Origin of the sequence: Eggerthella guodeyinii, assembly GCF_009834925.2 — a bacterium.
Taxonomy (GTDB): domain Bacteria; phylum Actinomycetota; class Coriobacteriia; order Coriobacteriales; family Eggerthellaceae; genus Eggerthella; species Eggerthella guodeyinii.
Genome location: NZ_CP063310.1, coordinates 1,273,681 through 1,300,577, shown reverse-complemented (window position 1 = coordinate 1,300,577; position 26,897 = coordinate 1,273,681). Strand labels below are relative to the sequence as shown.

Annotated in this window: 18 protein-coding genes; 6 read left to right on the top strand and 12 right to left on the bottom strand. The window is 67.4% G+C overall.

From position 1 onward, the window contains the following. The first annotated feature begins 129 nt into the window (after positions 1-129). The 3 genes from msrA to asnB all read left to right on the top strand — a co-directional run bounded on the left by msrA (position 130) and on the right by asnB (position 4,884). Positions 130-783 carry a peptide-methionine (S)-S-oxide reductase MsrA gene (gene msrA / locus GS424_RS05220; protein ID WP_160943158.1) on the top strand — a complete coding sequence of 218 codons (654 nt, stop codon included), beginning with the start codon at positions 130-132 and terminating at the stop codon, positions 781-783. Positions 784-963: 180 nt separating this feature from the next. Then, positions 964-2,778 carry an amidohydrolase family protein gene (locus GS424_RS05215; protein WP_160943123.1) on the top strand — a complete coding sequence of 605 codons (1,815 nt, stop codon included), beginning with the start codon at positions 964-966 and terminating at the stop codon, positions 2,776-2,778. A gap of 153 nt (positions 2,779-2,931) precedes the next feature. Continuing rightward, positions 2,932-4,884, top strand: a complete 1,953-nt coding sequence (asnB, locus tag GS424_RS05210) for an asparagine synthase (glutamine-hydrolyzing) (RefSeq protein WP_160943124.1) — start codon at positions 2,932-2,934, stop codon at positions 4,882-4,884. 30 nt (positions 4,885-4,914) lie between these two features. On the opposite strand, the gene GS424_RS05205 is transcribed toward asnB, so the two are convergent. The 5 genes from GS424_RS05205 to GS424_RS05185 form a co-directional block, all read right to left on the bottom strand. After that, the gene (locus GS424_RS05205) at positions 4,915-5,832 is read right to left on the bottom strand and encodes a hypothetical protein (protein ID WP_160943125.1); all 918 of its coding nucleotides are present in this window, start codon (positions 5,830-5,832) and stop codon (positions 4,915-4,917) included. A gap of 41 nt (positions 5,833-5,873) precedes the next feature. Next, positions 5,874-6,716, bottom strand: a complete 843-nt coding sequence (gene truA / locus GS424_RS05200; protein ID WP_160943126.1) for a tRNA pseudouridine(38-40) synthase TruA — start codon at positions 6,714-6,716, stop codon at positions 5,874-5,876. Positions 6,717-6,906: 190 nt separating this feature from the next. Beyond that, complete coding sequence (gene dnaE / locus GS424_RS05195; protein ID WP_160943127.1) at positions 6,907-10,368, bottom strand: DNA polymerase III subunit alpha; 3,462 nt, start codon at positions 10,366-10,368, stop codon at positions 6,907-6,909. Between the two features lie 187 nt (positions 10,369-10,555). Beyond that, the gene (locus GS424_RS05190; RefSeq protein ID WP_160943128.1) at positions 10,556-11,593 is read right to left on the bottom strand and encodes an EFR1 family ferrodoxin; all 1,038 of its coding nucleotides are present in this window, start codon (positions 11,591-11,593) and stop codon (positions 10,556-10,558) included. Positions 11,594-11,608: 15 nt separating this feature from the next. Beyond that, positions 11,609-12,148 (bottom strand): TetR/AcrR family transcriptional regulator, encoded by a 540-nt coding sequence (locus tag GS424_RS05185; RefSeq protein WP_160943129.1) that lies wholly within the window; start codon positions 12,146-12,148, stop codon positions 11,609-11,611. A 121-nt stretch (positions 12,149-12,269) separates the two neighbouring features. Here GS424_RS05185 and GS424_RS05180 point away from each other — a divergent pair, with 121 nt between their 5' ends. Next, positions 12,270-13,265 carry an NAD(P)-dependent alcohol dehydrogenase gene (locus GS424_RS05180; protein ID WP_160943130.1) on the top strand — a complete coding sequence of 332 codons (996 nt, stop codon included), beginning with the start codon at positions 12,270-12,272 and terminating at the stop codon, positions 13,263-13,265. On the opposite strand, the gene GS424_RS05175 is transcribed toward GS424_RS05180, so the two are convergent. Further along, the gene (locus tag GS424_RS05175; RefSeq protein ID WP_160943131.1) at positions 13,262-13,729 is read right to left on the bottom strand and encodes a DUF3574 domain-containing protein; all 468 of its coding nucleotides are present in this window, start codon (positions 13,727-13,729) and stop codon (positions 13,262-13,264) included. The genes GS424_RS05180 and GS424_RS05175 overlap by 4 nt on opposite strands. 143 nt (positions 13,730-13,872) lie before the next feature. Next, positions 13,873-14,748: a CPBP family intramembrane glutamic endopeptidase gene (locus tag GS424_RS05170; protein ID WP_160943132.1), complete on the bottom strand. Its 876-nt coding sequence runs from the start codon at positions 14,746-14,748 to the stop codon at positions 13,873-13,875. A 237-nt stretch (positions 14,749-14,985) separates the two neighbouring features. On the opposite strand from GS424_RS05170, the gene GS424_RS05165 reads away from it, so the two are divergent. After that, complete coding sequence (locus tag GS424_RS05165; RefSeq protein WP_160943133.1) at positions 14,986-16,365, top strand: MATE family efflux transporter; 1,380 nt, start codon at positions 14,986-14,988, stop codon at positions 16,363-16,365. Between the two features lie 11 nt (positions 16,366-16,376). Here the strand turns inward: GS424_RS05165 and GS424_RS18050 are convergent, their stop codons facing one another. Genes GS424_RS18050 through GS424_RS05155 form a run of 3 tightly spaced genes read right to left on the bottom strand, consistent with a single transcriptional unit; the run spans position 16,377 to position 17,741 of the window. Further along, positions 16,377-16,511 (bottom strand): hypothetical protein, encoded by a 135-nt coding sequence (locus tag GS424_RS18050; protein WP_255466617.1) that lies wholly within the window; start codon positions 16,509-16,511, stop codon positions 16,377-16,379. Further along, a complete protein-coding gene (locus GS424_RS05160) occupies positions 16,471-17,133 on the bottom strand; it encodes a GNAT family N-acetyltransferase (protein ID WP_160943134.1) in 663 nt (220 codons plus the stop codon). Before GS424_RS05160 ends, GS424_RS18050 begins: the two co-directional genes overlap by 41 nt. Further along, positions 17,130-17,741, bottom strand: coding sequence for a MarR family winged helix-turn-helix transcriptional regulator (locus GS424_RS05155; RefSeq protein WP_160943135.1), 612 nt, complete (start codon positions 17,739-17,741; stop codon positions 17,130-17,132). Before GS424_RS05155 ends, GS424_RS05160 begins: the two co-directional genes overlap by 4 nt. Positions 17,742-18,066: 325 nt before the next feature. On the opposite strand from GS424_RS05155, the gene GS424_RS18045 reads away from it, so the two are divergent. Then, on the top strand, positions 18,067-23,256 hold the full coding sequence (locus GS424_RS18045) for a Cna B-type domain-containing protein (RefSeq protein ID WP_160943136.1): 5,190 nt from the start codon (positions 18,067-18,069) through the stop codon (positions 23,254-23,256). 127 nt (positions 23,257-23,383) lie between these two features. Here GS424_RS18045 and GS424_RS05145 read toward each other — a convergent pair whose 3' ends face one another. Further along, positions 23,384-24,856: a helix-turn-helix transcriptional regulator gene (locus GS424_RS05145; RefSeq protein ID WP_160943137.1), complete on the bottom strand. Its 1,473-nt coding sequence runs from the start codon at positions 24,854-24,856 to the stop codon at positions 23,384-23,386. Positions 24,857-25,005: 149 nt separating this feature from the next. Next, positions 25,006-26,856, bottom strand: a complete 1,851-nt coding sequence (locus GS424_RS05140) for an FAD-dependent oxidoreductase (protein WP_160943159.1) — start codon at positions 26,854-26,856, stop codon at positions 25,006-25,008. Positions 26,857-26,897 lie beyond the last annotated feature (41 nt).

Below are 26,897 nucleotides of genomic sequence, written 5' to 3'. Positions count from 1 at the left end.
AAACATTCGCGATCTCGAATCCCACGCGTCGAATCACGGACGACGGGATGCGGGGCCTCGGATTCCCAGGCCGCAGGAAGCGGCCCCCGGGAGCAGCCGGACGGTTGAAGGAATTGTCGCTTTTTCACCATCGCATCCCAGATCCCCGGCTCGGCGGGCACCGGAACCGCAGGCTCCCCCTTCGCCAACCTCGGCGACGATCTCTCGTACGCCGAGGCCAAGGCCCTGCCGCTCAAGGAGGCCGTCGTCGATCCCGACAACCTGCGTGAGGCGTACTTCGCCGGCGGGTGCTTCTGGGGCGTCGACGCGTACTTCTCGCTCGTTCCCGGCGTAGCCGACACCACGGCAGGCTACGCCAACGGCACGACCGAACAGCCCTCCTACGAAACGGTGAGCAGCGGAACCACCGGGTTCGCCGAGACGGTGCGCGTGCGCTACGATTCTAACGCCGTGAGCCTGCAAACGCTCGTCGAGCACTACTTCGGCCTCGTCGACCCGCTCAGCGCGAACCGCCAAGGCAACGATTCCGGGAGCCAGTACCGCACCGGCATCTACTACGTCGATGACGACGACCTCCCGACGCTCGACGAGGCGATGGGCCGCGAGGAGGAGCGGGCCGGCCAGCCTCTCGCCGTGGAGCTCGAACCGCTGACCTCCTTCTACGAGGCGGAGGACTACCACCAGGACCACCTCGACAAGAACCCGATCGGCTCCTGCCATGTCGACTTCTCGGACCTGCGCGCCTTCGCGCAGAGCGGCGAGTCCCCCGACCCGGCCGCCTGACGCAAGCGCGACGGCAGCCGTCGCGGCACGAGCCGCCGCATCAACGCACGGCGCTCGCCACGTTACGGGCGGGATGCGCACCGAGCACCGTTCGTTAGCAGTCGGAACCCGCGCGCGGCGCACGGGAGCGCGGCATCGCATCATAGGATCCGTTGTGCCGTCAACAAGAGAGGATCCGCCATGAACCATCCCGCTTACCTATCCCGCCGCACGTTCTTGGCGGGAAGCGCCGTGCTCGCCGCCACGGCCGGGCTCGGCCTGTTCGGCTGCTCGACCGCCGGTACGGACGCGGCTGCGCCGAACGCCGCGTCGAACGCGGACGAACCCGTGAACGCCTACTACGAGAACGCCGCCATCTACACCGTCGACGGCCAGGACCGCATGGCCGAGGCCCTGGCCGTCCGCGATGGCAAGATCGTGTTCGTCGGCTCGTCGTCCGACGGGCAGCGCTACAAGGACGCCGCGCAGAACGTGGTGGATCTCCAGGGCAGCTTCGTGCTGCCGGGCCTCATCGAGGGCCACATCCATTCGGGGTCGCCCGACTTCTTCGACTTCAGCCTCATCGGCCTCTCGACCGCCGACGAGGAGCTGGCCGCCATCAAGGAGTACGTCGACGCGCACCCCGAGAAGGACACGTACCTCGGCTACGGCTACATGGCCAGCCAGTATCCCGGCGAAGAGCTGGAACGGGGGCCCAAGAAGGAGCGCCTCGACGAGATCAGCCCCGACAAGCCGCTGCTCGTGTACTCGTTCGACGGCCACGGCGCGTGGTTGAACTCGAAGGCGTTCGAGTACCTCGGCATCACGCCCGACACGCCCTCCACCCCCGGCGGCGCGATCTACCTGAACGACGACGGCAGCCTGTGGGGCACGCTGGCCGACTCCGCCATGTCGCTGACCTCGACGTACCCCATGAACCAGGAGAACGTGGCCGACGGGCTGGCCGCGTTCCTGCAAGGCCTCAACGCGTTGGGCTACACGTCCATCTTCTCGCCGCCCGGCAACGGCTTCTTCCCCGTGCCCTACGAGGGCTACCAGGCGCTCGCCGACCGCGACGAGCTCACCATGCGCGTGCGCGGCGCGGGCATCGTCACCAGCTGGCAGACCGACGAGGACCTGGCCAAGCTCGAGGAGCTGAAGAAGAAGTACGACAGCGACGCGCTCAGGGTGATCGCCGGCAAGATATTCGCCGACGGCGTGATGGACAACGAGTCGGCCCTGCTGTCCGAGCCCTACGCCGACGACCCGTCCAGCTACGGCGAGACCGGCTGGGAGCAGGAGCCGCTCAACCAGGCCGTCGCGGCCATCAACCGCGCGGGGCTGCTCGCGCACATCCACGCCATCGGCGACGAGGCCGTGACGATGGGGCTCGACGCCATCGAGTACGCCGAGCAGAACGTGCCGAACGACGACGAGCGCAACGCCATCACCCACCTGCAGCTGGTGAAGGAGGACGACGTCCCGCGCTTCGCCGAGCTGGAGGTGACGGCCGTGGTCGACCCCTACTGGCACTTCAAGGAGCCGCAGTACTGGGAGTCGAAGGAAAGCCCGGCGCTCGGCGAACGCGCCGAGAAGATGTACCCGATGAAGTCGTTCGCGGACGCGGGCGCGACGCTCGTCTCCGCTTCCGACTTCCCGGTGACCTCGAACCCCAACCCCTTCTACGCGATGCAGTTCGGCGTGACGCGCAACCTCGTGGACGGCGAGCCCTACGGCGTGCCCGACATCACCGACATGGACGACCCCGCCTACCTGCTGTGGCCCGAGGAGCGCGTGGACATCAAGCAGATGATCCGCAGCTTCACCGCCGACGCCGCCTGGGCGCTGTCGCTCGACGGCGAGACGGGCAGCCTCGAGGAGGGCAAGGCGGCCGACTTCATCGTGGTGGACCAGAACGTCCTCGACGCGAAGCCGCTCGACATCAAGAACACGAAGGTGCTCCAAACCTACCTCCGCGGCGAACGCGTCTACGACGCCGCAACGGCCGAACAGTAGGGGCGCGCCCCTCTGCTGCTCCTTCCGCGCCCGCACCCTGCGCCCGCACCCTCCAAATCTGCGGTTTTGGCGAGGGGGCGGGCGCGGCGCTTGGGGCTTATGCGCCGATTAGGCTATCATGGTGCGCAGACCAAACGAGAAGGAGAACCATCCATGTGCGGTATCTGCGGATTCACCGGGGCGACCGAAGCCGATCTGCCCGCTTTGAAGGCGATGTGCGACATCATGGCGCACCGCGGCCCCGACGGCGAAGGCCAGTACCTCGCCGACGGCGTGGCGCTGGGGCATCGCCGCCTGTCGCTCATCGACCTCGCGAACGGCAACCAGCCCATGGTGCGCGCCACGGGCGCGCATGACTCCGTCGTCACCTCCCCCGCCGTCGAGGGGTCCGCACCCGGATCGTTCACCGTCGGCGACTACGCCATCGTGTTCAACGGCGAGATCTACAACTACCGCGACCTGCGCGCCGAGCTGGCCGCCGAAGGCTGGACGTTCAAGACCGAGTCCGATACCGAAACGCTGCTCGTGTCGTACCTGGCGTGGGGCAAGCTGCTGCTCGACAAGGTGCGCGGCATGTTCGCGTTCGCCATTTGGGACAAGCAGAACCGCGAGCTGTTCTGCGCGCGCGACTTCTTCGGCATCAAGCCGTTCTACTACACCGTGCAGAACGGCGAGGCCGGCCCGCAGTTCATCTTCGCCTCCGAGATCAAGTGCATCCTCGAGCATCCCGCCTACGAGCGCGAGCTCAACGAGGAGGCCCTCGAGCAGTACCTGTGCTTCCAGTTCTCGGCGCTGCCCGAGACGTTCTTCAAGGGCATCTACAAGCTGGAGCCCGCGCACTGCATGACCGTGCGCGCCGACGGCAGCATCGAGACCGAGCGCTACTGGCGCCCCACCTACGACTTCGACGAGAGCCGCAGCCGCGAGGACACCGTGGAGGCCATCGACGCCGCCATGCGCGAGAGCGTGCGCTACCACAACGTGGCCGACGTGGAGGTGGGCTCGTTCTTGTCCTCGGGCATCGACTCCAGCTACATGGCCGCGTGCCTGGCGAAGGAGAACCCCGACATCAAGACGTTCACCGTGGGCTTCGCCGAGTACGAGGGCGAGCGCGACGAGATCACCTGGGCGCGCGAGCTGGCCGACGAGCTGCGCATCGAGAACAACTCCAAGCACATCGGCGAGGAGGAGTACTGGGCGAGCCTGCCCCGCGTGCAGTGGCACATGGACGAGCCGTCCGCCGACCCGAGCGCCGTGGCACTGTACTTCGTCGACCAGGAGGCCGCCAAGAAGGTGAAGGCCGTGCTGTCCGGCGAGGGCGCCGACGAGTTCTTCGGCGGCTACCGCATCTATCAGACGCCCTTCGCCAACGCGAAGCTGTCCTGGGCGCCGAAGGGCCTGCTGCGCGGCGCGTCGAAGATGGCGCGCGGCCTGGGCGTGCGCGGCGCGAACTACCTGGAACGCGCCTCGGAGACGGTGGAGGACTGGTACTACACGAACGCGAACGGCGTGGCGTTCTCGCCCGACGAGCGCGCACGGCTGCTGCGCCGCCCCGTGGAGGCGTGCACCCCGCAGGAGCTGACCGCGCCCGTGTACGCCGAGGTGGCCGGCCTCGACGAGACGACGCGCATGCAGTACGCCGACCTGTTCTTCTGGCTCGTGGGCGACATCCTGCTGAAGACCGACAAGATGTCGATGGCCCATTCGCTGGAAAGCCGCGTGCCGTTCCTCGACAAAGAGGTGTTCAACGTCTCGCGCACCATACCCACCCCGCTCAAAGCCGACGACGAGCGGACGAAGATCGCCCTGCGCGAGGCCGCCGAGCGCGCCATCCCGAAGGACTGGGCGCAGAAGGAGAAGCTGGGCTTCCCCGTGCCCGTGGTGGGCTGGCTGCGTCAGGATCGCTACTACGCCCAGATCAAGGAGTGGTTCACCGGGCCCGAGGCGCAGCGGTTCTTCAACGTGGACGAGCTGGTGAAGCTGCTCGACGACCACAAGAGCGGCGCCGCCGACAACACCCGCAAGATCTGGATCGTCTACATGTTCCTCATGTGGTACCGCATCTACTTCGTCGACCGCACCGTCCCCGAAAAACCCGCAGCGTAGCGAAGGCCCCCGATCGGGGGCCCTTCTCGTTTAGGCGAGCTTCGACGAATCGACGGCGACGAGGTGGCCGTGCTCGTCCTCGAAGACGCACAGGCCGCCGTCGCGGCTCTCGTAGAGATTGCGGAAGCGCGCGAAGCGGCGCTTCTTGGCGAGCTTCGGCTGAGGCTTGGCCTGCGGTTCCGGCTGCAGCGCGGGTTCGGGCTCGGGGGTTTGCTCCGACTGCGGCGCGGGTTCGGGGGCGGCCGCGACGGGCTGCAGGGGCTCGGTGGGATCGTCGGACGTCACGGGCGCTTCCGAGGCCGCGGGCTCGTCGATCTCGGCGGCGGCCGCCTCCAGCTCGTCCACCGCCTCTTCCAGCTGGGTCGCAGCCGCGATCAGCTCGTCGATCGTCAGCGGCTTGTCGGGCTCGGGCTCCGGCGCCGGCGCGGGTGCCTGCACCGGTGCGGGCGCGGGTTCGCCCGCCGTCGCCGCGTGCGCGGCCTCGGCGAAGTCGTCCTCGTCGGGATCGTTCTTCGCCACGAGATCGCATTCCACCTGCACCTCGGCAGCCTGGAAGTCGATCTCGCTCGGTTCGTCCGCACGGGGTTCCGGCTCGGCCGGCGAGGGCACCGCCACGGGCGGCAGGGCGCGCTTCTCCACCTGCTCGACCCGCTCCTCGATGGCCGCTTCGGCCAGCCCGCCCTCGAGCACCTCGATGCCCGACGCCATGACCCGCGCCGGCGCCGGCGCGGGTTCGATGCCCAGGCGGGTGTACAGCGAGCGGTTCGACTGGGCGATGGACACGAGCTCGCGCGCCAACGCGACCCGGTCGGCCTCCTCGACGCCCTCCTGCAGGAGCTTGCCTATTTCGAGCACGCGCGTCCACGAGATGGCGTCCATATCCTCTTTGAGGGATACGATCTTGTCCGCCTCGCGCGCCACGCGCTTTTCCGTTGATTTGCCAAACATGATATGCCGCCTTCAGGTTACCGAGCGCTCATTGTAGCACGTCAGTATATGACTCGCCAGAATACGAGCCCCTGAGCTGGGGCGTTTTCTCCCGCAACCCGGCGATCGCAGGCCTCGAGGACTTCACCTACCCAGTCGGCGTCGCGCTGGCCCTTGCCCACCATCACGAGCGTGCCCACAATGGTGCGAACCATGGAGTGCAGAAACGCGTTGCCCACCACCTTGATGGACATGAGGTTCTCGCCCATCACCGTCTCGGGATGGAACGATATCTCGCGCACGTTGCGATGCGTCGGCTTGCCTTCGGCCGACGCCGCCATGCAGAAGCTCTTGAAGTCGTGCTCGCCCAGGAGATGCTGCGCGCCGGCCTCCATGGCCGTCAGGTCGAGGCCGCCGGGCACGAACCACGAGAAGTCCTTCATGAAGATGGGGCTCGTGGAGTCCACGCACAGATGGTAGTGGTACTCGCGCGCCTGCGCGTCGAAGCGCGCCGAGAAGCCCAGCTTCTTCGGCTCCACTTCGCGCACGGTGACGGCGTCGTGCGTGAGCGCGTTGAGCGAGCGCCGCAGACTGGGCAGCGACCGTCCGGCGATATCGAGGTCGTTCACGTCGAAGCTGACCACCTGGCCGAGGGCGTGCACGCCCGCATCGGTGCGGCCGGCGCACGTCGTTTCGATGTCGCGCCTGAACAGCAGGCGCAGCGCGTCCTCGAGGTCGCCCTGCACGGTGGTCTGCCCCGGCTGGCGGGCGAATCCGCTGAACGGCGCGCCGTTGTACGACAGCGTCAGCGCCAGGGTGTGGTCGCGCACGGGTTTTTCGACAGCGTTCGCGGCTGCCGCTTCGCGCTCGCGCGCGGTGGTGGGTGTGATGGTTTCCGTATTCATAGGCGACATGATAAACGAACCCGGCCCCGCTGCGAAGCGGGGGTCATATCCGCTTGCCAAATTGTTGAATAGGCCACGCACCTTCCCCTTTTTGACGCGGGGTCCGATCTGCGGGCCATCGGGCGCGTACCGCGCCGATTCGCGACGCATGCAGCGTGCGATCGGCGCGGCTCAAGACAACGCCGCGTCCTTACGAAGCCCTCCACACCTGGGAGCCGAAGAGGTCCTGGATCTCCGAGCGCATGACGGGGCTGCGGGAGTCCACCGACACGGGCAGCTCGGCGCGGTACTTGTGGCCGTCGTTCTGCTGCACGAACAGCACCACGCCGTCGCGTCCCGGGTACGACTTCAAGATGCGGTTGAGGCGCAGCGACTTCGACTGGTCGAAGTCGGACATCGGAACCCGCAGCTCGAGGTGCGATGGACGGGCGTCCGCCTCGTTGAGCTCGATGACCTCCACCTCGAACGCCATGATCTGGTTGCCGCGGTCGTTGGCCTCGAACTTGCCCTTCACCTTCACGATGGCGTCTTCCTGAATGGCCTCGGCGTTCTCGTCGTACTTGAAGCAGATGCACTCCACGTGGCCCGTCGTGTCCTCGAGGGTGAACGTGGCCATCTTCGTGCCGCGCTTCGTCAGCTTCGTCACCACGTTCGAGATCATGCCCACGAACACCGCGGACTTGATCTCCTTCGTGCGCTCGGCCAAGTCTCCGATGGAGAACTTCGTCATGCGCGCGATGGTGCCCTCGTACGGGCGCAGCGGGTGGTCCGAGACGTAGATCTTCATGATCTCCTTCTCGAACGACAGCAGCTGGCGCTTCGGCCACTCCACGCCGTCCGGCTCCGGGATCTCCTCCTCGAAGCCCGAATCAGGATCGTCGCCGAACAGGTCGAACATCGACACCTGCCCGCGCTCGCGGTCCTTCTGGCGCTTCGTCGCGCTTTCGAGCAGCGGCGTCTCGTCGACGAAGTACATGAGCTGCTTGCGCGTGTAACCCGTCGAGTCGAACGCCCCGCCCTTGATGAGCGCTTCGAGCGTCTTGCGGTTGTAGCACTTCGCATCGAGGCGGTTCACGAAGTCGTGCAGCGACGTGAACGGGCCGTTGGCCTCGCGCTCCTCGATGATGGCCTCGGCCACGTTCGCGCCGACGCCGCGCACGCCCACGAGGCCGAAGCGCACGCCCTCGTCGGTGGGCGTGAACTCGGCGTTGGACGAGTTGATGTCCGGCGGCAGCACGGGGATGCCCGAGTGGTTGCAGCTGGCGATGTAGCGGATCAGGCGGTCGGTGTTGCCCATGTAGGACGACAGCACGGCGGCCATGAAGTCGTTCGGGTAATGCGCCTTCAGGTACGCCGTGCGCATAACCAGGATGGCGTAGGCGGCCGAGTGCGATTTGTTGAACGCGTACTTCGCGAACTTCTCAGCGTCTTCCCAGATCTGCTTCGCGATCTCGAGCGAGTAGCCGTTCTCCACCGCGCCGTCGTTCCAGTCGGCCTGGAGCTGGCGCATGATGTCGAGCTTCTTCTTGCCCATGGCCTTGCGCAGCTTGTCGGCCTTGCCCGCCGAGAAGCCGCTCATCTCCATGGAGATCTGCATGATCTGCTCTTGGTAGACCATGGTGCCGTAGGTCTCCTCCAAAAGCGGGCGCAGGCGGTCGTCGTAGTAGTGGACGGGCGTCTTGCCCTGCGCCACCTTCACGTAGTCGTCGACCATGCCGGACTCCAACGGGCCCGGGCGGTTGAGGGCGATCGAGGCGACGACGTCGGAGAAGCGCGTCGGGGGGAGCCGTGCGAACAGGCTGACGTACAGCGCGCCCTCCACCTGGAACAGGCCGTCCATGTTGCCGGACTGCATGAGCTTGAAGGCGCCCTCGTCGTCGATGGGGATGTCCTCGGGGATCACCTTCGTGCCGAAGCGCTGCTCGATGTTGCGGCACGCGATGGTGAGCACGTCGAGCGTGCGCAGGCCGAGGAAGTCCATTTTCAGCAGGCCCAGCTCGGGCGTGTAGTGGCCGTCGTACTGGGTGATGATGCCGCCGCCCTTGGTGTCGCGCTTCATGGGCACGTGGTCGCTCATGGGGTCGCGGCAGATGATGGTGGCACACGCGTGCACGCCCTCGCCGCGCACGTGGCCCTCGATGGACAGCGCGGCGTCGATGACGGCCTTCACGTCCTCCTCGGTCTCGTACGCCTTCTTGAGGTCGGGGTTCGTGGCCAGCGCCTTGTCGATGGTGATGCCCAGCTCGTCGCCGATCATCTTCGTGATCTTGTCGCCGGTGCTGTACGGGTAGTCCAGCACGCGCGCGGCGTCGCGCACGGCGTTCTTGGCCTGCAGGGTGCCGAACGTGATGACCTGGGACACGTGGTCCTCGCCGTACACGTCCTTGATGTGGTTGATCACTTCTTCTCGGCGGCCCTGCTCGAAGTCGACGTCGATATCGGGCATCTCCACGCGCTCGGGCGACAGGAAGCGCTCGAACAGCAGGCCGTTCGACAGCGGGTCGAGGGCGGTGATGTCCATGGCGTACGCCACGATGGCGCCTGCGGCCGAGCCACGGCCCGGCCCGACGCCGATACCCTGGCTGCGCGCCCACTCGATGTACTCCTGCACGATGAGGAAGTACGCCGGGAAGCCCTGCTGGATGATGATGCCCATCTCGTAGTCGGCGCGCTCCTGCGCCTCCTGCGGCACCGGGTCGCCGTAGTGCTTGACCAGGCCCTCCTGGACGCGCCTGCGGAAGTAGCTCTCCTCGGTCTCGCCTTCGGGCAGCGGGAAGCGCGGCAGGATGGAGTCGCGCTCGAGCACCACGTTCACCTTCTCGGCCACTTCCACGGTGTTGTCGCAGGCCTCGGGGAAGTCCTTGAGGGCCTCGCGCATCTCCTCCTCGGTCTTCATGTAGAACTGGTCGTTCTCGAAGCGCATGCGGTTGGCGTCGTTGAACGCCGCGCCCGTGCCGATGCACAGCATGTAGTCCTGGGCGCGCGCGTCCTCGCGCGTGAGGTAGTGGAAGTCGTTCGTGGCGATGGTCTTGAGGCCGGCGGCCTTGGCCACGTCGGTCAGCATGTGGTTGAGCTCGGTCTGCGTGAACCCGGCGTCGGTGCGGATGCCCTGGTTCTGCAGCTCGATGTAGAAGTCGCCCGGCTCGAAGCAGCTCGCGAACTTCTTGGCCCACTCCACCGCCTCGTCCACCTGGCGGTTGTCGAGCAGCTTCGGGATGATGCCGGCGATGCACGCCGACGAGCCGATGATGCCCTTGCCGTACTTCTGCAGCATGCTGAACGTGGTGCGCGGCTTGTAGTAGAAGTTGTCGACGTGCGACTCGCTGACGAGCCTCACGAGGTTGTGGTAGCCCTCGTTCGTCTTGGCCAGCAGGAGGAGGTGGTAGAGCTTGGGCTTCGTGTCCTTGCGCAGCTCCTCGTCGGTGGTGAAGTACACCTCGCAGCCGTAGATGGGCTTGACGCGCTTGCCCGTCTCCTCCTCCACCTTGTCGCACATCTCGCACAGCTGCGGCACGCCCGACATCACGCCGTGGTCCGAGATGGCCACCGCGGGCATGTCGAGGTCGGCGGCCCGCTTCACCATGTCGTAGATGTGCGTGTGGCCGTCGAGCAGGGAATATTCGGTGTGGTTGTGCAGGTGGACGAATGCCATATCTTGTGCCTCTTGTCAGTCATGGATGCGCGTCGTTGTGTCGATGACATTCTACCAGCATCGGCGCTTTCGATGATCGAACAAACGATGGTTTTTGCAAGATCGTCACCCGGCACCACTGGAGGTTGAGCGCCGTCCCCATCGCCAGAGCTCCCGATGCTGGAGGGCGGCCCTGCGCAAATAAACGCTACCCGAAAAGATACCGTCTGACGCCCTTCCAAAGCGCACCTTTGAGGAGGGGAACGATACGCTCCTCATCAACAGCCGATGCCGTGCGGTATTCGCTCAAGCGGAAACCATTTTTCAGCACCAGAAAAGACCCGCACCCTGCCGATATCGCTTTTTCTGGACAGCCGTATATGCAGTTGAGGCACATAACGCAGTCGTCCCTAAACCGTGGTAGCCCCTCGACCATGTCAATGTTTTTTCGAGGGCACGTTTGAGCGCACAGACCGCACGAGACGCAGGTGTCGGAAACGGCCAGTTTCTCGCTAAACCGTATCCTGCCCCAATAGCCTTTCTCCCAATCTCCAATTTTCGAAAAAAGCCTATCGGTCAGAGGAGGGTCTATTCGAAGGACGACCCCCTTCGAGATATCGCGAGCAATCTCATCGCATCGCGAGGGAAGCTTTTCAAGCAGCGCTTTAGCTGCCGGTTCAGGAGTGCACACGATAACGTTGCAGGGCATGACGATCATCGATTCGTAGACGACGGCGTACCCTTTTCGCTCAAGCTCCCGACGGATTCCCAAGCGACATGCGCGATTGGGCGCAACGTCACCGCCTCCCGAAACGGGGACAAGCGCAACCTTCTGCTCTTTCGCACCTTCCAGGTGATCGACGTACTCGTATATCGGCAGCGGGGCGTTAAACGTGTACAGCGGATACATGAGGATCAGCACGTCCTCGTCGATCGCAGGCGTACCGCTTATCGGACCCCGCAACTCTTCGACCCGCACGCCGATGTCGAGTTTTTCAAGCGAGTCTTTCAGGGCACGGGCGCTTTGGGCAGTGCAGCCCGTTCCCGAAAAGAAGACGATGTTTGCAGAGGCAATCATGGCTTCATTGTAGCAGCTGGCAACGATAAGTCGATTGAGGGGGGGTGCCTGCGCATGCAAGGAAGAAGAGGACACGCCATCAACCGTCTGCCGCCGGATGGCGAACGGCTGCCGCGGACGTGCCGACCTGGCACCGAGAAGGAAGGTCGCCTGCAGACCCCGCTCCAACTACGGGAGGCAACCTCACCCAGCGGCGAGGTGGTCCGCCATGCGGCCGGCGATGAGCGCCAGGTCCTCGGGCGAGCGGGCGCACCCCTCCTCGACCCACTGCTCGAGCATGCTCGACATGCCGCCGGCCATGAACCGGTAGCCGTACTCCAAGCCCGTGCCCTTCCCCGCATCGCCCAGCATGTCGGCGCGGAACCCCGGCCAGAAGCAGCGCGACACGAGGTGCATGAGGTCGTTGCGCTCGAGGAGGGCGAGCAGCCCGGCGCGCTCGCGCCAGAACGAGAAGAACGCCTGCGCGAGATCGGAAAAGCTCCTTCCCTCGTCCAGCGCGTCCATCGCGCGCGCGGAGAACTCGGCGCCGAGGCCGCGCATGAGCCCCTCCATAACGGCGTCGACCGAATCGAAGTGCCGGTAGAACGTGCGCCGCGAGTACCCCGAGCGCGCCGCGAGCATGGTCACCGTGACCTGCCGGTACGGCACCTCGCCCAGCAGCTCGACCAAGGCCGCCGTCATCTCGGCCCGCGACCGGGCCTTCTGTGGGTTTTCCGTCGACACGGGCGTCACACCTTCCCTCGCATTGCGGCACTTGGGCCGGATTCGTTGACCGAGAACAGCCCCGTCACTATAGTCCGAAGCCGGAAAGGTTACAAGTGTGACATCGAAAGGAAGATGCGACGTGAAGGCAATCGTGTACACGAAGTTCGGGGAACCCGAGGTGCTGCAGGAGCAGGAGGTGGCGCGCCCCGTCCCCGGCGACGGGCAGGTGCTCGTCGAGGTTCGGGCGTCATCCCTCAACGTGACCGAGACCAAGCAGTTCGCGCAGCAGATCGAGCAGGGAACGCTCTCCCCCGTCATGAAGGCGATGGGGAAGTTCGCCCTCGGCATCGTCGGCGAGGTCCCGGGCAACGACGTCGCGGGCGTGGTGGTGGAGGTCGGCGCCGGCGCGACCCGGTTCAAGAAGGGCGACGAGGTGTTCGGCTTTCCCGTCCGCGACCGCGGGGCCTGGGCGGAATACGTGTGCGCCGACGAGGGGATGCTGGAGCTCAAGCCCGCGGGCGCGTCCTTCGAGGAGGCGGCCTGCTTGCCCGTCGCCGGAAGCGTCGCGCTGGCGGCCGTCAGGAAGGCGGGCGTGCGCGCGGGGCAGAGCGTGCTGGTGCACGGGGCCTCGGGAGGCGTCGGGCACCTCGCGCTGCAGATAGCGAAGGCTCACGGGGCGTCCGTCACGGCGGTCTGCGGCACCCGCAACGTCGAGTTGGCCTACGAGCTGGGCGCCGACCGGGTCGTCGACTACCGCAAGGACGACGTCGCCCAGGCGGGCGACGGGTACGACGCCGTGATCGCCGTGAACGGCTACTGCCCCCTGCCGACGATCAAGGGCCTCCTCGTCGACGGAGGCACCTCCGTGTTCGTCGGCGGAGAAGGGCGCGCCATCGTGGACGGCCTGCTGGGGCCGATCCTCTCGATCGGGAGCGGAAGGCGCCTGACCTCGGTCGTCTACGCGTCGATCAGGGGGCAGGGACTGGACTGGCTGGCGAGGACGCTGGACGGCGGGCAGGTGCGCCCCGTGCTCGACGGCGTCTTCCCCCTGGGCGAGGCCCCGCAGGCCATCAGGAAGGTCGTCGCCGAGCACGCGCGCGGCAAGACGGCCCTCGTCGCGGCCTTCGGCGCCTAGGAGACGCCCGCGAGCACGCCGCCGTACATGCGGTAGCCGACCAGCTTCGACTCGCAGTAGACGCTCTCGATGTTGAGCGCCTGCTTCGCGCGGTCGATGAGGCCCTTGACGGCCTGCTCGTCACCGTGGGTGCTGTCGAAGACGAGCGTGTCGTTCTGGACGACCGTGCCGTCCTCGAGCGCGTAGCCGCCTTCGGCCTCGTACACGGTGTAGCCCGAGCCCGCCTCCACGAACAGCGGCACGAGGAGGTCCTTCGCCTCGGCCATGGTCAGCTCCTGCGCGCCCGTGTCCTTGTCGGTGAGGCCGAAGTACAGGCAGTACACCACTTCCTGCCGATCAGTCACCCCGTTGACGAGCGACGGCGCCTCCGCCGCGCCCTCGGCGGCGCAGCCCGCGCACAGCGCGCCGGCCAGCGCCGCGCCGCACAGGCACGCGCCCAGCTTCTTCCACGATCTCCGCTCCATGCGAGCCCCCTTCTTCTCAAGCTCGCACCATTGTAGGCCGCATCCGGCCCTCGACGCGCCCCGCCCCGCCGCCGAAATCGCGCGCAAACCGCCCGATTTCGCACGGGAAACGCCGCCCACGCTGAAACGGCTTTGCCGCGCGCCTAGGCAGCCCGGCGCTCCGCCTCCTGCGGCCGATCGTCCGCGAACGGGCCGCGGCAGGGGACCTCGACCCGACGGAGCATGCGCACGGCGGACACGAGCACGGGCACGTACAACACGAGGAACACCAGGTACACGACGACCGACGCGAGCCCCGCAGTCGGATCGGCGTTCACGTACTGCGTCGAAACGGTGCCGGCGAACAGGGCCTCGGCCACCATGGCGAACAGGTCGTTCAAGCCGTGCACGAGCACGACGGTCCAGATGTTCCGCGTCTTGACGAACACCGCGGCCATCAGCAGCCCCACGATGCCGGTCTGCAGGGTTTTGAGCACCGCCTGAGCGAGGCCCAGGGCATCGCTCACCTGGCCGCCGATGACGAACGGCATGACGTGCACGACGCCGAACAGCAGCGACGAGACGACGGCAGCGCCCAGGACGCCGGCACGCGTGCGCCCCATGCGCGCGAGCAGGGCGCCCAGCACGATGCCGCGGAACAGCCCCTCCTCGAACATGCCGACGAAAAAGCAGAGCACGAACGCCGACGCGAGCTGCCAGGGCCAATTCGGAACCAACGGGCTCCCGCTTGCCAAGGCGGTCGCCACAGCCAACGCGCCGGCGGCCAGCGCCAGCGCCAGCAGGTATGCCGACTTCCGAAACGCGAAGGCCATGCCCTCGGACGAGGGCTCGATGGCGCCGAGACCGGCGACGATGCCCAACACGGCGAACATGACGACGGACAACCCGACCCGTACGGGCACCATGCCCGCCAAGGTCGCGTCGGAGGGCACGAGCCAGATGCCCGCCAACCCTGCGACGAGGGCGAGCACGGCCACGAGCAGCGGATGCGATCTCATATAGGCGCGAATCGGAGCCATAAGCGTCCTTTCGGAACGACGGAGAGCAACGGCTTTTGACATGAGCAAAGTATACTCGCGCAGCCGAACGATTCCCTGTCGGCACGGGAGCGCGTCGTCAACGTCCTGCGTCGCCGGCCCCGACGACGACCCCGCGAAGGCGGCCCGCCCTGCAGAAGCGGCGTTTCGCGATTGACGCGAGCAACGCGAATGATTACGCTCTTGCACGGGGTTACCAAGCGTTGGGAATGAAGGATCATGGACGAACCGGAACGCAGCGACAAATCGTTCCTCGGCACCGAGCCGCTGGGGCGGCTCATGGTGCGCCTCGCCGTGCCCACCATCGTGGCGCAGGTCATCAACCTGCTGTACAACATCGTCGACCGCGTCTTCATCGGGCATATCGCGGGCGTGGGGACCGACGCGCTCACCGGCGTGGGCGTGGCCTTTCCGCTCATCATGCTGGTCAGCGCGTTCTCGGCCTTCGCGGGCGCGGGCGGCGCACCGCTGGCGTCCATCGCGCTCGGCCGCAGGGACGTGCAGCACGCGGAGCGCATCCTGCAGAACACCGTCGTGCTGCTGGCCCTGTTCGCCGTGGCGCTGCTCGTCGTCATCTACCCGCTGCGCGACCCGTTGCTGCTCATGTTCGGCGCGAGCGAGGCCACGCTTCCCTACGCCTCGTCCTACCTGGGCATCTACCTGACCGGCACGTTCTTCGTGATGGCGTACCTAGGCCTCAACCCCTTCGTGCTGGCGCAGGGCAACTCCAAGCGCGCGCTCGTGGCCATGGCGTCGGGCGCCGTGCTCAACATCGTGCTGGACCCGGTGTTCATCTTCGTGCTGGGCTGGGGCGTGCAGGGCGCGGCCGCGGCCAGCGTCATCGCCCAGGGCGTGAGCGCCGTCGTCACCGTGGCGTACTTCCGCAGCGCCGGCAGCGCCCTGCGCCTGAGCGCGCGGCTGGCGCGCCCGAGCGCCGCCATCGTGAAGAAGATCCTCGCGCTCGGCGGCGCGCCGTTCTTCATGCAGGCCACCGAGAGCCTCATCATCATCGTGCTCAACTCCACGCTGCAAGCCTACGGCGGCGATCTGCACGTGGCTGCCCTCACCATCCTGCAAAGCATGATGCAGCTGCTGTTCGTCCCCGTCCAGGGGCTCACGCAGGGCGTGCAGCCCATCATCAGCTACAGCTACGGGGCGCAGCTGTTCGACCGCGTGAAACGCGCCTGCAAGCGGCTGATCGGGGCGTCGTTCGCCTTCGAGGGCACCTGCGCGCTGCTCGTCATCCTGTTCCCCGCCGCGGTGGCGGGCGTCTTCACGAGCGACGCCCGGCTCGTGGGGCTCGTGGGCGACGTGGCGCCCGTCTTCTTCGCGGGCATGACGCTGTTCGGCATCCAGATGGCCGTCCAGTCCATCTTCATGGGGCTGGGGCAGAGCGTGCTCGCCCTCGTCGTGGCGTGCGTCCGCAAGATCGTGCTGCTCGTCCCGCTCGCGCTCGTGCTGCCGCATTTCCTGGGCGCCATGGGCGTCTACCTGGCCGAGCCCGTCTCCGACGTGCTGTCCGTCACGCTGTGCGCCACCCTGCTGCTGCTCAACTTCAAGAGGCTGCTCAGCGCGTCCGCACTCGAGCAGGTCGGCTGAAGCGCGGCGCGCTAGCAGCGGCCGAACAGCTTGCCGAGGCCGCGATGCGGCTTCTCGGCCTTCCGCGCGTCGTCGCGGTCCGCCGCCAGCTCGTGCACGTCCACCTCACCCGAGGCGATGCGCAGCAGCAGCTTCGCGTCGCTCATCGAGTCCGATTCGCGCCGAGGTTCCGATCGCTTCGCCATACGCGGCACCGCCTTCCAACGAGAGCTTGTACTTGTTCGACACGAGGCGGTACCCGTCGCTCTCCGCCATGCGCTGCATTGAGGGGTTGTGGCTTTCGAGGTACAGCGCGTCCACGTTGAGCAGCGTCGCCAGCGACATCCAGATATCGAGCATCTGGCCCATGTAGCCGTGCCCCCGATGCGCGGCCGGCGTGTAGCAGCTCACGATGGTGGCGCTGCGCTCGCCCGCGCCGCACGCCTCGCCCGCCGAGCCGAGCGTGGGCAGCCGGTCGTTCATCTCGAGGCCCGACACCGACGCCACCTCGGCGCGGTCCTCGATGATGCCGAACAGGATGCGCGTGCCGAGGTTCCGCTCGAGGTACGCCTCCGTGGCCCGCCGGAACGCCCCGGCGTCGAAGGAGGGGTCCATGCCCCAGTACTCGAGCGACTGGGCGCACCGCAGATCGCTGATCAGGCCGATGTCCTCGCGGCGCGCGAAGCGAAACGACGAGTTGATCCGGCGCGCCTCCTGCAGCTGGCGGCACGTGCCCGCGCACGCCAGCTCCATCGGGCGGGCGAGCGCCGCATCGACGACGGCCGTCATGCCTGGCCGCCCTCGTCGCCGCACCCTCGACGCCCGCGGCGGTCGCGTCCGCGCGGGCCGAACGCGCCGCCGAGCCCGAACGGGAAGTCCTGCGGGCCGCCGCGCCCCGCGGGGCCGTCGGCGTTGCCGCGCATGAAGGAGAGCACCTCGTCGCGATGGCGGCGCGCCCGTTCGAGCGACTCGCGGCCGTCCTCGCCCATCGACTCCTCGAGCGCGGCGATCAGCCGATCGAGGTAGGCGGCCATCTGCTCCTGCTCCTCGTCGGTGAGGCACGAGAACACCCCCGTCGGCGCGGCCTCCACCTGGTCGGCGTCGCGCCCTTTCTGGGTCAGCGTGACGAGCATGACGCGCTTGTCCTCCTCGGAGGGGTGGCGCTCCACGTAGCCGCCCTTCTCCAGCTTCGCCAGCATCTCGTTGAGCGACGAGACGCGGATGCCCAGCACGTGCGACAGGTCCTTCGTGCTGATATCGTCCTTGAGCTTGAGCATCGCGAGGATCCTGCCCTGCCCGCAGGAGGGGTCCACCACGGGGCCGGCCTCCGCGCGGACGCGGTGGCGCTGGCGTTGCAGCAGCCATTGCACCACCGTGAGCTTTTCGTACAGTTCCATGCTTCTATTCATAGCGTGCGTCCTTTCTCTGCGCGCCGTTAGTTCAACCGGTACCGTTTGAAAGATAAACCGGTACCGGCAGAAAGTCAACACCCTTTCAACAGGTACCGGTTGAAACACGCGGTCCCCACAAGCGCCTCCCCCCTACGTCCCGGCCGCCCCTTCCTACCGCACGGCAACGTTTCGCCCGCCGCTTCCTGACGCCCGAGACCGTTTTCTCACGTCTCGCCTACACCCTCCCAACGCGCCGTTTGCAGGAAAACGATTCGATGAGGGGGCGAATTATACTGCACGGCACCTACCCGCACGTACGCAAGGACACTCTATGAACATGACCACCCGATCCCATCCGGCGGCGCACGCCCGACGACTGCTCGTCGCGCTCGTCATCGCGCTGTCGGCCCTGGCCCTCGTGCTGCTGGCTCCTCCCCCCGCCCACGCGGAGGGATCGAAAGAGCTGGTCGCGCACGGCGGCTACCGTCCCTACACCGAACGATACAACGCCTCGACCGCCGGCGAGAGCCGGCTCACCGAGCTGTACGTGTACGTGAAGGAAGGGGAAACCGTCTCGTTCGGCACGAGCGTCAAAGACGCCGTGGCCCGGTTCACCAACGAGAAGATGGGCACGGATCTCTCCGACGCCGAACTGGCCGCGCTCAACCAGTGCGACATCGTCGTCTGCGACCCCGACTGGGTGCAGGAGCAGAAGGACAGCGCCGGCACCGGCAACTCGCACGCCTACCCCTACTTCCAAGGCGCGCGCGACACGCGCGTCACCACCTACGACGTGAACGGCGCCGCCACCGCCGACAGCGGGACCGCCGGCTACATCGGCAGCGTCGCGCGCGAGACGGGCGGCCCCACCGGCCCCGACGGCGACGGCTACGCGCCCCTCACGTTCACCGCGCAGAAGAGCGGCGTCTACCTGTTCAAGTTCTACTCGCAGTCGCTGTCCAGCCGCAACCCGCAGCCCTACCTCACCACCGACGACCGGGCCTTCACGTCGGCCGCGCAGGCCGGCGGCAGCGTCGCGGCCTGGGACATCACCGTGTCGAACGGCGACGGCGCGCAGAACGGCCGCGTGTTCACGCAGAAGCTGTTCCTCAACATGGGCAACAACTTCGACAAGGCGGGCATCCTCAAGTCGCACATGTTCGCCGTCACCGACGACAACTACCACTACGAGATCGACTTCAACGGCATGGACCCGTTCGGCTTCGTGTTCTTCGCCAACAACCGCGGCCTGCTCGACGGCTCGCTCGACGACCGCGCGGCCACGCGCTCGCTGTACCACTCGGTGCGCTCGCAGAACAACGCGCTGTCCGACCTGGCCGAGCACGGCGTCATCCTCAACAACGCGCCCACGAACGACCTCGACCGCACCTACAAGCTGTTCTTCAACAACCCCACCGACCCCGAGGTGCTGGCCGCGCTCGGTATCGCCACGCCCGACGGCGAGAACGCCATCAGCAACTTCACGTTCACCGGCAACCCCAGCCCCAACCCCGCCGCGCCCGAGCTCAAGGCGAACGAGGGCTTCGTGGGCGAGGGCGGCACGTTCTCGTTCGACGTGGGCGACGTGGCGGCCACCTCGTACGAGATCACGCTGAGCTTCGGCGACAACAACACCGTGACGCTGTCGAACACGCTCGTGAAGAACGGCACGAACACCATCGCCTGGGACGGCCTCGACGCGAACGGCGTCAAGGTGCCCGCCGGCACGTACGACCTGAACAACGTCGCCATCAAGCTGAAGGGCGGCGAGGTGCACTTCCCGCTGCTCGACGTGGAGAACAACTACGACGGCGTGAAGATCCACCGCCTGGGAGCCGACGGCACGCCCGTGGACTCCACCGTGTACTACAACAACAGCTCCTCGAACGCCGGCGACGTCACGCCGCCGTGGAGCATGTCGAACTGGGCCGTGGCCGACACGCAGGACCACAGCGTGACGGGCGTGGACACGTCCTCCCAGGGCGCGATGGCCTATCAGAACCGCGCGGGCGACCAGACGGCGCTCGACATCTGGGCCTACCACGACACCCCCATCGTGCTGCAGAACTTCCAGTTCAAGCTCATGGACGTGCCCACGAAGCTCACCGTGCACAAGACGTGGGACCACGGCGCGAACCATGCCGCCCCGCTGCCCTCCTCCATCGACGTGGAGCTCTTGGCCGACGGCACGGTCATCGACACGCAGACGCTCACCGCGCCGACGGTCGGCGGCGAAGACGGCGGTACCTACACCTGGACCGGCCTCGACCCGAACAAGAGCTACACCGTCCGCGAGGCCAACGTGCCCGAGGGCTACCAACCCTCCGAGGCCATCGCCGGCGACAACGACGAAGGCTGGTCCATCGAGCTGACGAACACCTACACCGGCAACGTGACCACCGTCGAGGTGGAGAAGCAGTGGAGCGGCACGCAGCCCCCCGCCGAGCTCCCCATCTCCGTCGTCGGGCGCGACGCCGCCGACAACGTGCAGTTCCGCCAGGACTTCGTGCTGAACGCCGGCAACAACTGGAAGGCCACCATCGACAACCTCACGCCCGACCAGCAGGCGCTGTGGTTCTCCATCGAGGAGACGCTGCCCGACGGCTACCGCCAGATCGGCGACGCGAACAAGCTCACGCCGAACGGCGACGGCACGTCCACCCTCTCGTTCACCATCACGAACCAGAAGGTGATCGACCTCACCGTCACGAAGGCGTGGGACGATGACGACAACAGCCAGGGCATCCGCCCGACCACCGTGGAGATGCAGCTGCTCAAGGACGGCCAGCCCTTCGGCGACCCGGTGATCCTCAGCGAGGAGAACAACTGGTCCTACACGTGGAAGGACCTCGTCGACGACGGTTCCTATTCCGCGTTCAAGGTGTACGAATCGTCCGACCTGGGCGAGTACACCTCCTCGGCCGACTCCCCCGACAACGCGGCCGACTTCACCGACGGCATGGCGACCGTCACGAACACCCTGCCGCCCACCATGTCGTTCACGGCGATGAAGCTGTGGGTGGGCACCCCGCTCGGAAGCACGCCCGCCAGCATCGACGTGCAGCTGTACCAGAACGGCGAACCCTACGGCGACCCCGTCGCCCTGAACGGCACCGGCGGCTGGCAGCACACCTGGTTCGGCCTGCCCACGACCGACGCCAACGGCGACGAGGTAACGTACTACGCGCTCGAGACCGCCGTGCCGCCCGACTACGAGGCGAACATCACGAACAACGAGCACGAAGCGGTCATCACGAACACCTACACGGGCGGCGTGGCCTCCATCGTCGTGCAGAAGGAGTGGACGGGCACGCAGACGCCGGCCAGCATCGACGTGCGCGTAACCGGCACGAACGCTGCCGGCCAGCAGCAGTACGACTCGGGCGCGGTGACCCTCACCGCCGAGGGCGGCTGGCGTGCCGAGCTGCCCATCGCCGTCGGCATGCGCACCCTGACCTTCGACGTGTCCGAAGTCGTGCCCGAGGGCTACCGCCAGCTCGACTCGACGAGCAGCCTGTCCGAGGACGGCAAGACCCTCACGTTCACCCTCACGAACGAGAAGCTCATGGATCTCAAGGTGACGAAGGCCTGGGTCGACGGGGGCGACGCGTCGGGACAGCGCCCGGCAAGCGTGCAGATGCAGCTGCTCAAGGACGGCGCGCCCTTCGGCGACCTGGTCACCGTGGGCCCCGACACGAACTGGTCGTACCAGTGGAACGGCCTGGCCGACGACGGCAGCGTCTACACCGTGTACGAGACCACCGACCTGCCCGGCTACACCTCGGATGCGTCGTCCGCCGGCAGCGCCGTGGGCTTCGAGAACGGCGAGGCCGTGATCACGAACGCCCTGATACCCACCACCTCGTTCACCGTCGCGAAGGAGTGGGTCAACGATTCCGACACCCCGCTGCCCGGCAGCGTGGACGTGCAGCTGTACCAGAACGGCGAGGCCTACGGCAGCGCCGTCACCCTCACCGAGGCCGGCGGCTGGCGCCACACCTGGACGGGCCTGCCCTCCCAGGGCATGACCTACACGGTCGACGAGGTGACCATGCCGCCGCAGTACACCTCCACCACCATGACCGACGAGAACGGCGCCACCATCACGAACACGTACACGGGCGGCGTGGCGCACGTGCTGGTGAAGAAGGACTGGCTCGGCGGGCAGGCGCCCGCAAGCCTCGACGTGCGCGTGACCGGCACGAACGCCGACGGCGAGCAGAAGTACGACTCGGGCACGGTGACGCTCTCCCCCGACAACGGCTGGAGCGCCGACCTGCCCATCGACGTGGGGATGCGCAACCTCTCGTTCGAGCTGTCCGAAGTGCTGCCCGACGGCTACCGGCAGATCGGCACGAGCACCACGCTGTCCGACGACGGCACCGTGCTCACGTTCTCGCTGCAGAACCAGAAGGTGACCAGCCTGACCGCCACCAAGGCGTGGGAGGACAACGACAACAGCCGCGGCTCCCGCCCGTCCAGCGTCAGCTTCCAGCTGCTCAAGGACGGCGTGCCCTACGGCCCGCACGTCATCGTCGACGCGAGCGGCGCCTGGTCGCACACCTGGACCGACCTGCCCGACGACGGGTCGGTGTACACGGTGTACGAGCCCGACGCCCTGCCGAAGTACGACTCCGACGCGCCCTCCATCGACGACGCAATCGGGTTCCCGGGCGGCAGCGCCACCATCACCAACCGCATCGTCGTGCCCACCACCTCGTTCTCGGTCGAGAAGACGTGGGTGAACGACTCCGACACCCCGCTGCCCGGCAGCGTGGAAGTGCAGCTGTTCCAGAACGGCCGCGCCTGGGGCGACCCGGTCACGTTGACCGAGGCCGACGGGTGGCGCCACACCTGGACCGACCTGCCCGACGACGACACGACCTACACCGCCGAGGAGGTTGCCGTGCCTCCCGGATACGCCTCGTCCGTCACCACCGAGGACGGCGTGAGCACCATCACGAACACGTACACCGGCGGCGTGGCGCACATCGTGGTGAAGAAGGCCTGGACCGGCACCGCGACGCTCCCGACAAGCCTCGACGTGCGCGTGACCGGCACCGACAAGGACGGCCAGCAGCGCTACGACTCGGGCACGGTGACCCTCACCGCCGAAGGCGGCTGGCAGACCGAGCTGCCCATCGACGTGGGGATGCGCAACCTCGCGTTCACGGCCACCGAGACGGTGCCCGAAGGCTTCGAGCTGGTCAGCACCGAGAGCGCGCTGTCGGAAGACGGCACGACGCTCACCCTGACGTTGACCAACAAAGCCGACGAGCCGCCCGTCGAGCCGCCCGTCACCCCGGTCGAGCCGAACCCGCCCACCACGCCGGGCACCCCGCAGACGCCCGGCACGCCCGCGACGCCGGGCACGCCCGCCACGCCCACGAGCATCGGCGGCTCCCCCGTCGCCACCGGCGACGCGCTGGGCGGCGCGCTGGCGGCCCTGACCGCGCTCGCGGCCGCCGCAGCCGGCACGCTGGCGGTAACCGTCCGCCGCCGCAAGGCGCGCCGCAACTAGCGCGCCCCGCCCCAGCGCACGAGCACGCAAGAGCCCCGGCGATTCGCCGGGGCTCTTCGTTCTTCCCCGATCCGGCAACCCGCCGCCCCGCACGAAGCCGACAAGAAGCCGCCGTCGGGGATGGGGCTCACGCCTTCGTCTCCAACAGGCCGATCAGCTCCTCCTTGTTGGACGTTCCCGTCTTCTGGTAGATGTGCGTCACGTGGGTCTTTATGGTGCTGCGCGAGATGTGCAGGAGCTCCGCGATGTACGACGAGTTGTGGCCCGTCGCCCAGAACCCCAAGATCTCCGTCTCGCGCGGCGTGAGACCGCAGGCTTCCGCCACGTGCAGGACCTTGCGCCCCATCGGCGTCTCCTCCGCGCCGTCGAGCGCCTCTACGCTCAGCACGAGCAGCCCGTTGAGGCCGACCAGCAGAAGCGACGCCGCGATGAGGGCGCACAGCACCAGCTGGCCGGCGAGGGCCGCGCCGAAGGGCCACACTTCCGCCGTCACCTGGCCCGCGAACTGGCCCACCTGGTTGGCCGCCCACAGCGACGCGACGAGGGCGACCGAGGGCAGCCTGCGGCTGCGCGAGCGCTCGACCATCGCAAGCCACGCCACGAAGAACGCGAGGTTGCCGGCGCAGGCCGACAGGAACACCGCGGCATCCATGAGCAGTCCCGACGAGCCGTTGGACAGCGCCACGGACAGCGCGCTCACGGCGATGGCGGCGGAGAACACCTTCACCACGTCGATACTGCGCACGAAGTGGACGACGCACAGGACGACGACGCACGAGCCGGACAGGTTCAACGCCAGATGCACCCACGAGGCGGAGGGGGCCACGAGCGTCTGCCGCGCGGCGACGGCGCCCAGAAGCCCGAACCCGAACGAGACGAGGCACACGATGGTCATGAGCCGCGGCGAGCAATCGCGCACGATGCCGGCGCACAGGCTGCGCACGGTGACGATCCGCTCGTTCGTCGTGAAGAAGCGCGCCCCGCGGTGCGGACGCAGCGTGAGCAGGCCGGCGAACGGCAACGCGATGCTGCATGCCGCTTGGGCAACCGAAGGCATGATGCTGATCAGGCAGAACAGCGCCGTTCCGACCATGCCCGTCACGGCGAAGCCCAGCGTTGCCGAGCGCGCGCCCTGCGTGGCGAAGTACTCCTGCCAGGCCAGCGACAGCCAGACCGCGCAGGCGGCCAGGCATGCGTCGCCAACCCACACGAGCGGCGGCGGGAAGAACGCGCGGAACGCCTGGTGGGTGAGCGCGGCGCCGAGCGCGCCCAGGCAGGCGAAGGCGATGCCCAGATCGCGGCGACGGGACAGCGGGCGGATGACGGGGGCGAGCAGCACCGCGGCCACGATGAACAGGATCAGCGCCAGCGAGAAGAACGCCAGCTCCCAGAATTGCTGCGGCGAGGACGCCTCCGCGCTCAAGAACCGGCCCGAGCCGATGACGAGCACCCAGCACTGCACGAACGCGTATCCCGCGAAGCGGGAAAACGGCTTCGGCAGGCTCTCGCGAAACGATATGCTCGTCGGCGCGTTCACGTGATCCGGCAGCTCCCCTGTCCCCGCCTCCCCCGACGCGGTCCTCGCCTCCTCGATGCCCATGATTATACCCCAGTATCCCTTCTTCCGTCGCACATCCCCGCGCCGCGCCGTCACCGATCGCCCCGAACGTCGGAAGGCCCGGCGATCCTCGCGGATTCCCGGGCCTTCGTCGCACCCGGGGCCGCGCACGCGGCCCCGGCAGGAGGGGGCTACACGATCTCGCCGGCAGCGATGCGCTCTCCCAGCAGGCACCCTTCGGTCAGGCAGAACCCCAGGCTCATGCCCGAAAGCGGCGTCGCGTACTGCACGATGAAGCGGTTGCCGGCGTTGTTGCCGGCCGCGAACAGCCCGGGGATGGGGTTGAGCGTGCTGTCCAGCACGTGGTGCTGGTCGTCCACGTCCAAGCCGGTGGTCTGGGTGATGCCGGGCGCGAGCGTGGCGTTGTCGGACACGATGGCGTAGAACGGGCCGGTGGAGCACTTGTTGGCGGCGAGGATGCGCGGATCTTTCCCGAAATCCTCGTCGAGCCCCGCTTCGGCGAAGCCCTGGTAGCGCTTGATCTCCTCGAGGGCCGCAGCCTGCTGCTCTTCGTCCCACACGCCCACGATCTTCACGAGCTGTTCGATGGTGTCGGCGCAATAGGTCTTGCTGCTCGCAACGCCGGCCTCGCTGCCGCCGCCAGACTGGGGCTCGTCGCTGGGCTGGTAGGAGGCCATGAGGTCGATGGTGGCCTGCCAGTCCTTGGCGTGGCGATAGTCGACGGCGCCATGGCACGGAGGCATGGCGTACACCAGATCCTGCCAGTTCGCATCCTGGACGACCACGACCGCCCCGCGCGGCTGGCGCGGGATCAGGTAGGCCGCGCCCTCGGTTCCGCCCGCGCACTCGTCGCAGAACCGGCGGCCGTTCTGGTTCAGCGTGAGCGAGCCCGGGCCCCACGGGCAGTTCGCGCCGCCCATGCCCGTGTTCATGCCCGCGTGCGGCCCCACCTCGATGTGCCCGCCGGCCCACACGCCCATGGAGATGGCCGAGCCGTCGCGGTCGAGCATCATCGGCGTGCACACGGCCAGCTCGATATCGCCCATGCTCTCCGCCAGATGGCGGTACTCGTCGTTGATATCGCGCAGCATGTCCACGTTGCCCGCGAAATCGCCGCCGGTGAGCACGACGCCCTTCGTTCCGGTATAGCGCTTGTACGCACCGTCGGCGAGGCTCTTGACGACGACCGACGTCACCCGGCCCGCGTCGTCCTTCTCGAGGTACTCGGCGTGATGCTCGAACGCCCAGACGGCTCCGTCGGCCTGGGACTCGCGGCATTGCTGGGCCATGATGTCGGCCCACGCCCACGACGTGGTGGGCATATCGGGGTTGCGGAAGATGACCGTGCCGGTGAAGTACCGGTAGCCGGAGGGATCGATCACCATCGACTCGTCGGGAGGGCACGATCCCACATGGGCGTTCTGCGCCATCCACTCGGGCCCCATCTCCTCGATCACCTCGTCGAGCAAACGACCCGAATGGTCTGCGTAATCGCCGATGAGACGCTGGTTGCTGCGCCCCGCGTTGCGTCGGAACACCTCTTGCATGAACTCGGTCTTGTCAACCTGTTGGGCGCCGTTGTCGATGGCCCACTGGCAGTTCACCGTGCCCACCTCGCCGCCGCAGTAGATATGGTTGTCCTCCGGCTGGCTTTCGATGACCGCCACGCTCAAGCCGTTGCGCGCGGCGGAACGGGCCGTCCACGTACCGGACTGCCCGCCGCCCACGATCACCAGGTCGTAGGTGCCCGCATCCTCGATCTCTCCCTCGTCCACCGGTTCCGGAGCGGTGCGCCACGCGGCACCCGCCTCGGACTGCCACCGGTTCGCGGCGGACGCCGAGGTCCCCGACGACGCCTCGGCCGCCTCCGAGCGCTGCTGCGGCGAGCATCCCGCCAGCCCCATGACCGCGGCGCTCGCCGCCGCGACGGTGGCGCCGCCCAAAAACGATCGCCTCGATATGCCCGTCCTGCTCGAACCCTTCCCCATCGGCTCTTCCGCCGCATTGCGTTCCTTGCCCATTGCTCCTCCTCCTTCGATGTCAGCCGCCTGCGCCGGGCAGT